This window comes from Streptomyces sp. 549 (assembly GCF_030124175.1).
Lineage (GTDB): Bacteria > Actinomycetota > Actinomycetes > Streptomycetales > Streptomycetaceae > Streptomyces.
In genome coordinates this window covers 1-11,205 of sequence record NZ_JASKMT010000032.1, presented here as the reverse complement: position 1 = coordinate 11,205, position 11,205 = coordinate 1, and the positions used below count along the sequence as shown (strand labels likewise).

General features: G+C 71.9%; 10 protein-coding genes. 4 read left to right on the top strand and 6 right to left on the bottom strand.

Features of this window, described 5'->3' with window-relative positions; genetic code table 11:
• The first annotated feature begins 8 nt into the window (after window positions 1-8).
• Both QNO07_RS24480 and QNO07_RS24475 read left to right on the top strand, forming a co-directional pair.
• Window positions 9-1,262, top strand: coding sequence for a cytochrome P450 (locus tag QNO07_RS24480; RefSeq protein ID WP_283994607.1), 1,254 nt, complete (start codon window positions 9-11; stop codon window positions 1,260-1,262).
• Window positions 1,259-2,503 carry a cytochrome P450 family protein gene (locus QNO07_RS24475; RefSeq protein WP_283994539.1) on the top strand — a complete coding sequence of 415 codons (1,245 nt, stop codon included), beginning with the start codon at window positions 1,259-1,261 and terminating at the stop codon, window positions 2,501-2,503. Before QNO07_RS24480 ends, QNO07_RS24475 begins: the two co-directional genes overlap by 4 nt.
• Before the next feature lie 134 nt (window positions 2,504-2,637).
• Here the strand turns inward: QNO07_RS24475 and QNO07_RS24470 are convergent, their stop codons facing one another.
• The 6 genes from QNO07_RS24470 to QNO07_RS24445 form a co-directional block, all read right to left on the bottom strand.
• Window positions 2,638-4,518 (bottom strand): ABC transporter ATP-binding protein, encoded by a 1,881-nt coding sequence (locus tag QNO07_RS24470; RefSeq protein WP_283994605.1) that lies wholly within the window; start codon window positions 4,516-4,518, stop codon window positions 2,638-2,640.
• A 19-nt stretch (window positions 4,519-4,537) separates the two neighbouring features.
• Complete coding sequence (locus QNO07_RS24465; RefSeq protein WP_283994538.1) at window positions 4,538-4,954, bottom strand: lasso peptide biosynthesis B2 protein; 417 nt, start codon at window positions 4,952-4,954, stop codon at window positions 4,538-4,540.
• A gap of 165 nt (window positions 4,955-5,119) precedes the next feature.
• The gene (locus QNO07_RS24460) at window positions 5,120-5,374 is read right to left on the bottom strand and encodes a lasso peptide biosynthesis PqqD family chaperone (RefSeq protein WP_283994537.1); all 255 of its coding nucleotides are present in this window, start codon (window positions 5,372-5,374) and stop codon (window positions 5,120-5,122) included.
• A 58-nt stretch (window positions 5,375-5,432) separates the two neighbouring features.
• Window positions 5,433-6,884, bottom strand: coding sequence for an asparagine synthase-related protein (locus QNO07_RS24455; RefSeq protein WP_283994536.1), 1,452 nt, complete (start codon window positions 6,882-6,884; stop codon window positions 5,433-5,435).
• Between the two features lie 543 nt (window positions 6,885-7,427).
• Window positions 7,428-7,538: a keywimysin-related RiPP gene (locus QNO07_RS24450; protein WP_283994535.1), complete on the bottom strand. Its 111-nt coding sequence runs from the start codon at window positions 7,536-7,538 to the stop codon at window positions 7,428-7,430.
• A 436-nt stretch (window positions 7,539-7,974) separates the two neighbouring features.
• Window positions 7,975-8,451, bottom strand: coding sequence for a GNAT family N-acetyltransferase (locus QNO07_RS24445; protein ID WP_283994534.1), 477 nt, complete (start codon window positions 8,449-8,451; stop codon window positions 7,975-7,977).
• Window positions 8,452-8,477: 26 nt separating this feature from the next.
• Between QNO07_RS24445 and QNO07_RS24440 the strand changes: the two genes are divergently transcribed.
• Both QNO07_RS24440 and QNO07_RS24430 read left to right on the top strand, forming a co-directional pair.
• Window positions 8,478-9,281, top strand: coding sequence for an exodeoxyribonuclease III (locus tag QNO07_RS24440; RefSeq protein WP_283994533.1), 804 nt, complete (start codon window positions 8,478-8,480; stop codon window positions 9,279-9,281).
• Between the two features lie 538 nt (window positions 9,282-9,819).
• Window positions 9,820-11,037 carry a helix-turn-helix transcriptional regulator gene (locus tag QNO07_RS24430; RefSeq protein ID WP_283994531.1) on the top strand — a complete coding sequence of 406 codons (1,218 nt, stop codon included), beginning with the start codon at window positions 9,820-9,822 and terminating at the stop codon, window positions 11,035-11,037.
• Window positions 11,038-11,205: the final 168 nt, after the last annotated feature.

The following is an 11,205-nucleotide window of genomic DNA, read 5'->3' as shown; positions in this document are numbered from 1 at the left end:
CCTCCGCGATGTCGCCTCCGCCGGGCTGCCCCGCGCACGGGTCCGCCGTGCCGCTGTGGGGCCCGCAGTTCCTCGTCGAACCGGCCGAGCTGTACCGCGGCATGCGCCGCGAACACGGCGCGGTGGTCCCGGTGATGCTGCCGGGCGAGGTGCCGGCCTGGCTGGTGATCGCCTACCGCGAGCTGCACCAGGTCACCGGCGACCCCGAACTGTTCAGCCGCGACTCCGAGTTGTGGAACCAGTGGGACGACATCCCCGCCGACTGGCCGCTGCTGCCGATGATCGGCCGCCGCCAGCCGTCCATCCTCTACACCGTCGGCGAGGCGCACCAGCACCGCCACGCCATGGTCAGTGAGGCCCTGGACGGCGTGGACACCATCGAACTGCGGCGCCACTGCGAGCGGTTCGCGGACGGTCTGATCGACCGGTTCTGCGGCACCGGTGAGGCCGATCTGATCGGCGACTACGCGATGCTGCTGCCGATCATGGTCCTGGCCCGCCTCTACGGCTTCCCCGACGCCGAGGGGCCCGGCCTCGCGAAGGCGCTCAACGACATGATCGACGGCGGCGCGGACGCGCTGAAGGGCCAGCAGCACCTCGTCGGGTCGATGCAGCGGCTGGTGGCCGCCAAGCGGGCCCGGCCGGGTGCCGACGTGGTCTCCCGGATGCTGACGTCCGAGGCGGGCTACTCCGACGAGGAGATCCTCCAGGACCTCATGGTCATGTCGGCGGCGGGCCACCAGCCGACCGCCGACTGGGTGGGGAACTCGCTGCGGCTGATGCTGGTCGACGACCGGTTCGCCGCGTCCATGTCCGGCGGCCGGCACAGCATCGCCGAGGCGATGAACGAGGTGCTGTGGGAGGACACCCCCACGCAGAACGTCGCCGGGCGCTGGGCGTCCCGCGACACCCAGCTCGGCGGCCGGCACGTGCGGCGCGGCGACCTGGTGCTGCTCGGCCTCGCCGGGGCCAACGCGGACCCGCAGATCCACAACGACCGTTCCGCACACGGCGGTTTCACCGGCGGCAACAGCGCGTTCTTCTCCTTCGGCCACGGTGAGCACCGCTGCCCGTTCCCGGCGCAGGAGATCGCGGAGACGATCGCCCGCACCGGCATCGAGGTGCTGCTCGACCGGCTGCCCGACATCGATCTGACCGTCGCGGCAACCGAGTTGACCCGCCGTCCCTCTCCGTGGCTGCGCGGAATGTCGGCGCTGCCCGTCCACTTCACCCCGACCCCCGCCTCAGGAGGCGTCAGATGACCTGTCCCGCCCAGTCCGGTGCCCCCATCGTGCTCGACCCGCTCGTCCGCGACCTGGCCGGTGAGGGCGCGGCGCTGCGCGAGGCCGGCCCACTCGCCAGGGTGGAACTGCCGGGCGGTGTGCCGGTGTGGGCGGTGACGCACCACGCCGAGGCGCGGCAGCTGATGACCGACAGCCGGCTGGTGAAGGACATCCAGGTGTGGGGGGCCTTCCGCCGCGGTGAGATACCCGCCGACTGGCCGCTGATCGGCCTGGCCAACCCGGGCCGCAGCATGCTCACCGTCGACGGCGCCGAGCACCGCCGGCTGCGCACCAAGGTGGCGCAGGCCCTCACCCCGCGGCGGGTCGAGCGGCTGCGCCCGGGCATCGAGGCCATCACCGGCCGGTTGCTGGACGCGCTGGGGGCGGGCCCGCAGGACAGTCCCGTCGACCTCAAGGCCGGGTTCGCCTACCCGCTGCCGATGGGCGTGATCAGTGAACTCATGGGCATCGACACCGGCGACCTGCCCCGCCTCCAGGAGCTGTACGACAAGTTCTTCAGTACCCAGACACCGCCGCACGAGGTCCTCGGCGTGCTGGGCGAGCTGGGCGGGCTGTTCGGCAAGGTCGTCGCGGAGAAGAAGCAGAACCCCGGAGACGACCTGACGAGCGCGCTGATCCTCGCCGACGAGGGCGGCGAGCCGCTGACCGACGAGGAGCTGGTGAACACCCTCCAGCTGATGATCGCCGCCGGTCACGAGACGACCATCAGCCTCATCGTGAACGCGGTCCGCGCCCTGCTCGGCCGGCCCGACCAGCTGAAGCTGGTCCTGGACGGCGAGGTGTCCTGGGACGCGGTCGTGGAGGAGACCCTGCGCTACGACACCCCCACCTCGCACGTGCTCATCCGGTTCGCGACCGAGGACGTCCAGGTGGGGGACACCGTCATCCCGCAGGGCGACGCGCTGATCACGTCCTATGTGGCGATCGGCAGGGACGAGAAGCAGCACGGCCCGACCGCCGGGGAGTTCGACGTGACGCGGTCGCCGGTGCGGCACATGGCGTTCGGCCACGGCCCGCACGTCTGCCCGGGAGCGCCGCTTTCCCGCCTGGAGGCGGGCGTGGCCCTGCCTGCGCTGTTCGCCCGGTTCCCGCGCATGGCGCTCGCCGTGCCGGACGCCGAGCTGCGCAACAAGCCGGCGCTCACCCAGAACGACCTGTTCGAGCTGCCGGTGCTGCTGAACGGCCCCACGCAGGGCTGACGGGCACCCGCGTGACGCGCGTACCCGCCGTCGCGGTACCGTCCGGTCCCGGACGGTACCGCGACGGCCGACCGCCGCTCGCGGACTTCCGCGCCCGCGCGTCGCCCGCGGGCCCCGAGCGCGTGGCTCCCCGCTCAGCCGGTGTCCGGCCGGGCGGGAGCGGCGGGGCTCAACCGGTCGGCCGCGAGAAACTGGGTGGCCGCCAGCCGGCGGTAGAGGCCGTCGCACGCCAGCAGTTCGGCGTGCGTACCGACCGCGCTGACCCGCCCGCCGTCCATGACCACGATGCGGTCGGCAGTGGTGACGGTGGAGAGCCGGTGGGCGACGACGAGCACGGTGGTGCTGCGGGCGGCCTCGGCGACGGTCTCCCGCAGCACGGCCTCGTTGGCCGCGTCGAGCTGCGAGGTGGCCTCGTCCAGCAGCAGCAGGCGAGGACTGCGCAGCAGGGCACGGGCGATGGCCACCCGTTGCCGCTCGCCCCCGGAGAGACTGCCGCCGCGGTGGCCGACAGGCGTGTCGAGGCCGTCCGGCAGGCGGGCGACGACGGTGTCCAGCCGGGCTTGGCGCAGGGTGTGGTGCAGTCGTTCCTCGGTGACGGAGAGCAGGCCGAAGAGCAGGTTCTCCCGGAGGGTGCCGGCAAGTACCGGGGCGTCCTGCTCCACGTAGCCGATGGAGGCGCGCAGTTCGTCGAGCGGCCACTGCCGTACGTCCCTGCCGTCGAGGAGGACACGGCCGGCGTCCGGTTCGTGGAAGCGCTCGATCAGGGAGAAGACGGTGGTCTTGCCGGCTCCCGAGGGCCCGACGAACGCGGTCATGCCCAGGGCCGGGACGGTGAAGCTGACCTCCCGGTGCACTGCCGGCAGCCCCGCACGGTAGGCGAAGCTCACGCTGTCGAAGGTGACGGCCGCCGGAGGCCGGGCGTCAGGGGGAGGGGGAACACCGTCGGCGGGCGGTGCGCCCGGCACGCGGGCGTCCTCCGGCCGCCGCGTCGGCTGCCCGGGCTGCGAGGTCTCGTTCGCTGGTCGCGAGTGTTCCACCGGCAGGTCCTCGACGTCCTGGATGCGCGCGGCAGCCGTCATGCCGGTCTGCAACTGGGCCACGCAGTCCACGAGTTGGTGGATGCGGGGCGCCAGCGAGAACAGGTAGAGCAGAAAGGCGACAAGAGTGGACACGCTCATGGCGCCCGAGGCGACCCGTGCGCCACCCACCCCGAGCACCAGCAGGAACGCCGTCTGGACGGCGACCACGCCGGACGAGTTCGACAGGGCCTCCCACCGCGCGGCCCGGACTCCGGCCCGCCGGGCCCGCCCGGCGGCCTCGTGCAGGCGGGCGATCTCGTACTGCTCCGCACCGGACGCCTTGACCGTGCGGTAGGCGCCGAAGACCCGCTCCAACTCGGCGCCGATGCCGCCGACCGCTTCCTGCGTCTGCCGGGTGGCGCGACCGATGCGCGGCGCCACGACGGCGACGGCCACCGCCACCAGGGCCAGCGCGCCCGACGTGACGCCGAGCAGTACCACGTCGAGCACCCCCATCAGGGTGACCGTCGCCACCAGCACCAGCGAGCCGGTGACGGCCGAGGCGACGGACTGGGTGGCGACCTGGCGCAGCAGCGTCGTGTCGGAGGTTGCCCGGGAGATGAGGTCACCGGGTTCGGTCCGTTCCACCGCGGACAGGCGCAGTCGCAGCAGCCGCGAGGCCAGCCGTCGGCGGGCGGTGTGCACGACGGCCTCCGCGGTGCGCTCCAGGACGTACTGGCCGAGCGCGGCCAGTCCGGCACCGAGCACGACCAGCACGCTCAACGCCACGAGCAGGCCGACGGCGTGTTCGCCGGCGCCCAGATCGTCCACCAGGCGTTTCGCCGCCAGCGGCTGCACCAGCCCGACCAGGCTGCCGAGCAGCCCCAGAGCGGTGCCGAGGAGAATGCCGGCGCGCTGCGGGCGAAGGTGCCGCACAAGGGCGCGCCGACCGTGCCGGCCGCCGGGCGGGTGCTCCGCGTCCCGCGCTTGGGACATTCGCGGCGCGGTCACCGCCTCACTCCACCGTGAAGAAGCGCTGGTAGTAGTCCCGGGTGCAGCCTTCCGCGACGGGTACGCCCTCCGCCTCGACCCAGGCGTGGGCCGCGAACGGGGGCCTGGCGCGCACCCCGACACACCACACCGGCCACCGCCCGCGCATCCTGCACAGCAGGACGACGGCGAGGGAGCGGGGCAGGCAGCCGCGCTGTCCGCCGCAGGACAGGCTCACCGCCACGACCGTGCTGTGGGCCGCGGAGGCCTCGTCCAGAGTCGCCGGCCGGGCCCCGCGCCGCAGCAGCGCGAGCAGCGCACGGATGCGGCGCGGCGGCTGCGTGGCCAGCAGGTGCGCGCAGCCCACGGCCAGCCTGGTGGCGGCACGCCGTCCCGGGGGGACGGTGCGGGGGCGGTGGGGAACCGCTTCCGGGGTGGACATCTCTGCCTTCCTCCTCTGCTCGTGGCCGGGGGCGCGTTCGTTGCCGCGGCCAGGGCGGTTCGGTGGTCGAGGCCGTTCGCGGGGCGGGCTTCGGGCCGTGCCGCAGTGCACGGGTGAGCCGGTGGCGGTCGGCACCGCGACCCGGCGGGTGGTGACGACGAGCGGTCAGGTTCCGGCCAGCCCCGCCTCCCGCAGCTGACCGAGGATGAGGGTCGCGTCCTGCTCGGCCGCCTCGCGGTCCACGTCGTAGTCCCGGGCCAGCGCGTCCGCCGCCTGGGCGACTGTCCGCCCGTCCAGCATCGCCCTGACCACGGCGGCGGCGGTGGGGTTGAGGGTCCAGTAGTCACCGCTGCCCTCGTCGAGCAACGCCATGCCGTACTCCGTCTCGGTCATCAGTACGCCGGTCCGCAGACTGAACACCGTGCTCCTCCTCTGTCGGGTTGTCGGGCGTGCGTCGCGTCCCGGGGTCCCGGGCGCCTCAGGTGACGGTCGAGGGGGACGTCCGGCGGCTCTCGTGGGAGCGCAGCCAGACCTCGCAGGCGACTGTGGGATGCAGCAGCTCGCTCTCGCTCTCGGCGGCCAGCGGACGGCCTGCCCACTCCCGAAGGGTGGGGACGTCGACCAGCCCGAGTTCTCCCAGTCGGGACTGCTCGCACAGCGCCAGCAGCTGGTCGCGGTGCTCGCGCAGGCCCGCCTCCTCCTCGAGCGTCGCGTTCGCCTTGGTCGCGCGGCTTCGGCTCTCCTCGGGCACGACGCCGCGCATCGCCTCCACGATCAACGGCTTGTACCGGTACGGCGTGATCCGCTCCCGGTCGTCGACCGCGAGGGCCGCCTCGACGACCCGGTCGTCGTAGTACGGTGCCGCGCAGGCCACACCCAGCGGGGCGGCCATCTGGCCGATGTGACGGGCGAACTGGGAGACCAGCCGCATGGTGACCAGCTCACGGTGCAGCCCGTGACCGCCCCCGCCCAGCGGTTCGGCGCTGTCGGCCTCCGCGTTGATCAGCTCGCGGACCGCCTCGGCTGCGTCGCCGGTGGCCCACGGGGGCAGGCGCGGGGCCGTCGACCAGGCGAGCAGAGGTTCCAGCGGATGCTGCTGCGGGGCCCGCAGATCGGCGGCGACCTGGCGCAGCCAGGACCGGTAGGGGCGCCGGTCGAGCAGTTGCCGCAGCACCCGCCGGCGGGACCAGCCGTACTTGGCGGTGTAGCCGCGCAACAGGGGAACGGCGGTTCGCGGGTGTGTGGTGACCATGCCGTGCAGGCGGGCCGCCGCCCCGGCGAGCAGTTCGTCGCCGCCGAGACCGGTCAGGTGCAGCGGCGATCCCTGCTCGGCGGCCAGGTGCAGCAGGCTCATGCGGCGGTTCCGGTCGACCGACATGAGGGAGGGCGCGTCCAGGTGGTCGTCGAGTTCCGCCAGGCCGTCGAAGGTCAGCGGTATGCGCTCGGCCGGAACGACGTGGTGGTTCTCCGACTGCCCCAGCGCGCCGACCGTCCGGCGGGCCCAGTGGACGTCGTCCCCCAGCGCGTCGTGGGTGGCGGCGGTGTACGAGACGACGCGGGCGTCGCCGCGGACCGCCAGGCAGTAGACCGCGGTGGAGTCCAGGCCGCCGAGGTCGGCCGTCAGCAACCGCCTGCCCCGCGTGCGCAGTTCGACGGCGGCGGTCAGGGCGTCCCGGAACCGTTCGGCGCCCTCCCGCAGCGGCAGGTCCGGCTGCGGCGGTGTCCACCACCGCACCGGGCGGGTCCGGCCGTCCGCGGTGAGCTTCAGCCAGTGCGTGCCGGGGAGGTCCTCCACGCCGTGCCAGACGGGACGGCCGGACAGCGGGTGCAGCAGGCCCAGGGTGAGCAGGTGCGCGGCGAGTCGCTTCTCGTCGAGTTCACGTTCCAGCAGGCCGGCCACGACGTCCGCCCGGTCACCGGCGATCGCCACCGGTCCCGACCGTCCGTGGTAAATGCGCCGCAGGCCGGTGACACTTCCCTGTACGCGTACGTCGCCGGAAATGCTGGCGGTGAGATGGAAGCTGCCGGTCAAGCGGGAGGCGAGCGCATTCAGTGCCTCCGGTGAATAGGCTGCGGCCGCTGCCTTTTCGATCTGCGTGGAAGTTGCTGCGTGTTCACCGAGTACGGCGACCCTTGATTCGCCGGCTACGCCGAGGGTGAGGAAGTCCTGCGGCCAGCGGCCCACCAGCCACGGCCTTCCCGATGAGTGCGGTATTTCCTGGGTGGCGCCGGCTCTCGCCCGTGCGGCGATCTCGGTGGCCGCGTCGCTGTCGGGGAGTACGGCGAACCACAGCGGCGGAAAGGTCAAGGACGGGGAGAGCCCCACGAGCGCACGCACCTCCGGTCGTCACGGATGCCGGGAGAGGCAGCCGGGTGGCGGCCGGCAGCCGCCACCCGGCTCAACGAGCGAAGTGCCGCCCGTTCAGTCGCCGCCGTTCCGGGGCGTCACCCGGGGGCGGAGCGAACGACCGTGTCAGAGTGCCTGCTTGCCGCCCAGCAGGTCCTTCGGACCCGAACCGGCGAGACCGGTCGTCTTGCGGAAGCTTCCTGCCTTGGCCAGCGTGGGACGCTCGTAGGTGCGCATCGTTGCTTTTCCCTTCCAGATTCGGGGCTGGGACTGTGCAGACGTCTGCGATGGAATCCGGGTCGGCGAAGAGATTCCTTCTGTGGAATTTCGTCCGAGTCTTCCTGTCGGTATCCGCCGGGTGTCCGACTTCCCGAGCAGGCCGACTCACAACGAATTCTCTTCCGCTGTTCCGGAGCCACGCCCCACGTTAGGTGTGCGATCGGGTGGTCGCAACGGTGCGCGGGGCGCACCCCGGCGCAGATGGCGCATTTTCAATGCCCACTTGCGCATTGCCGTCACAAGTGGAACGCGTTTTTCTGCTGGTAGGAGTGGAATCGACGGGAGGCGTCGTACGCAGATGCCGTGGGAGGCGACGGGAAAGTCCCTGGATGACGGCCGAGTTCGTTCCACCGCCCGCACGCGCGGGCCGGCGGCGGAACCTGCGGAGTCCGGGTCAGAGCGGCTTGGCGTAGCAGCGGCTCAGCGGCTCGTGCCGGTACAGGCCGAACTTGCGGGTCGGCAGGTAGCCGCTCGACGTGTACAGGGCGATGGCCTCCGGCTGCATGGTGCCCGTCTCCAGCACCATGCGGACCCGTCCGGCGGCCCGGGCGTCGTCCTCCAGCGCCGCCAGCACCCGGCGGGCCAGGCCCTGGCCGCGGGCCTCGCGGACCACGAACATGCGCTTGATCTCCGCGTCGCCGTCGGAGTAGCCCTCGTCGTTGCGCTCCTGCGCACGCCAGCCACCAGTGGCGACGGGATGGCCCCGGCCGTCGTAGACCAGCAGGAACAGGCCGTTCGGCGGCTGGAACATCTCCGGGGCCAGGGGCGTCTTGTCGCCCTCGTCCCCGTACCGCTCGGCGTACTCCTGCTGGACCTCGGCGTCCAGTTTCTGGGCGTCGGGGTGGTCGTAGCGCAAGGTCGCGAGGTGCATGACCGCATCGTATGTAGGGTGCAGGGATGCTCAAAGTGACAACCGTCAACGTGAACGGTCTGCGGGCTGCCGCGAAGAAGGGCTACCTGCCGTGGCTGGCGGCCACGGACGCCGACGTGGTCTGCCTACAGGAGGTCCGTGCCGAGGTCGGACAGCTCACCGCGGACGTGCGCGAGCCCGCCGGCTGGCACGCGGCATGGGCCCCGGCCGCCGCGAAGGGCCGAGCCGGAGTGGCGTTGCTCACCCGGCGCGAACCCGACGAGGTCAGGACGGGCTTCGGCGTCACCGAGTTCGACGACTCGGGCCGCTACCTGGAGGCGGACCTGCCGGGACTGACGGTGGCCAGCCTCTACCTGCCGTCCGGTGAGGCCGGCACCGAGCGGCAGGACGAGAAGGAGCGCTTCATGGCGGCGTTCCTGCCCTACCTCAAGGAGTTGCGCGAGCGGGCGGCCGCCGGTGGCCGCGAGGTGCTGGTGTGCGGCGACTGGAACATCGCCCACCGGGAGGCGGACCTGCGGAACTGGAAGGCCAACCGCAGGAACGCCGGCTTCCTGCCCGAGGAGCGGGAGTGGCTGAGCCGGGTCCTCGACCCGGCGGACGGCGGACTCGTCGACGTGGTGCGCGCCCTCCACCCCGACCAGGACGGCCCCTACTCGTGGTGGTCCTACCGAGGCCGCGCCTTCGACAACGACAGCGGCTGGCGCATCGACCTAGTTTGCACAACGCCCGGCATCGCGAAGCGGGCCGTGAAGGCGTATGTGGAGAAGGTCGCGTCCCACGAAGAGCGCTGGTCAGACCATGCGCCGGTTACCGTCGTCTTCGATCACTGAATCCGTGATGTGACTTGCGTCATGTGCGGGTGTCGGTCGGCCAGGGTGGGGGCTCACCAGCGGGTCGGCTCCGCGTTCCCGCCGACACAGGCAGGGCATGGACGCTTGTACGTCCATGCGCAGAGTTCGCACCCTTCGAAGCCGCAGCACCCGTCACACCAGATGGCGCGGTGGCCAGCACACAAGCCGCAGTAGTCGCCGGGCGGCAGGGGCGTCCGCTGAGGATTCGCGACAGCGCTACGTGGCTTCTCCGGGGCGGAGGTCATCAGTGCCCGTTGGGGTGCCTGGCCAGCAGGACATTACAGTCCGTGATGGTCGTTTGGTCGTCGCTCGCACGTGCCCACTCGCGGACCTTCGCCAGCTCAGCGCAACCCGGACAACCGTCAACCGGCTGAGGCTCCAACCTGGCTTCCACGTAGGGAAGTTCGACCGGCACGGATGGGTATCGCTGCGGTTCCGTCATGTGCCCCAGGCTCCGCCCGAAGTGGATCTAGGACTAGCGGCCACGCGTAGGCCAACTGTCGGCCACAATCGGTACATGGGCAGCGATATCGGGGCCAATATCCGGCGGGAGCGGGAAGCACACGGATGGAGCCAGGCACGGCTAGCGCGTGAGATCTGCCGGGCCGCTGGCGTGGTCGGTGAACCGGTCGGACGGCAGGAGGTCAGCCGTTGGGAGACCGGTAAGCGCAAGCCGCGTGAGTGGTTGCCGTTCCTCGCTGCGGCCCTGGGCGTGCCCGTGGGGGCGCTCAGCGCCGCCCAGGCCCCCACTGAACCGCCCTTACCGACACTGGCGGACTTCCTGCCCGAAGGCGACCCGCTGGCGCCCCTCAGTGCTCGTGACGGGCGCCGTGTCGGCATGGGCCAGGTTGTCGACCTTCAGCAGCGTGTTCACGGCCTCCGGCTTGCGGATGACGTGCTAGCCGGGGGCGACCTGATCCGGCCCGCGCTCCGGGAACTCCGCTCCGCCGTGAAGCTGTACCGGGAGGGGTCCCACACTGGCGAAGTTGGGCGCCAACTCCTCCGGCAGATTGGCGAGTTGGCCCAGATTGCCGGGTGGATTGCCAGCGACGCCGGACGGCACGACGAAGCCGAACGCATCTACCGGCTAGGGATCAGCGCGGCACGGCAGGCGGAGGACCACACCCTGGCCGGCAACATCGCGGGGTCACTCGCCTACCAGCTCAGCAACACCGGCCGCGAAGCCGAAGGCGTGACGCTCGCACAAGCCGCGCTGAACGACGCGGGGCCGGACGCTCCGGCAAAGGCCCGCGCGCTCTACCTGGACCGGGTGGCCTGGGCGCACACGAAGGCCGGAGGCACGGACAACGGTCAGCGGGCCATGCGCGCGCTGGGCGAAGCCGGGCAGGCGCTCAGCGAAGACAGTGAAGGCACGGAGTCCCCCGCGTACCTCTACTGGGTCGACGCAGGGGAACTCCGGGTCATGGAATCCAGGGTCTACACGGAGTTGCGCAAGCCCCTTCGCGCGGTGCCGTTGCTCCGGGAGGTGCTCGGCGGCTACGACGCGACCCACACCCGTGAACTCGCGCTGTACCTCTCCTGGCTCGCCGTGGCGTTGGCCGACGCGAACGAGCCGGAGGAAGCGGCGGCGGTGGCGGATCGCGTAATCACCATCGCGTCCGACGTCGCATCGGAGCGGACGGCGGAGCGGGTCCGGGTCATCCTGCGGCGTCTGGAGGACTACGCGGACGTGCCGGAAGTGGCCGCGCTCCTGGCCGAACACCAGGCCGCCTGAACGCACGAAAGCCCCCGGCCACCTCCCGGACAGCGGGGGAAGCTCAGGCCGGGCCTCCTCCGCCTGGCGGGCTGTCCGTCAGGCCGCCAGGCCGGGAACCTCGCGGGGTCAGACATCCCTGGACGTTGGATGTCAAGCGGTGAGGTCGTAGTGGTGGTGTGACCATGC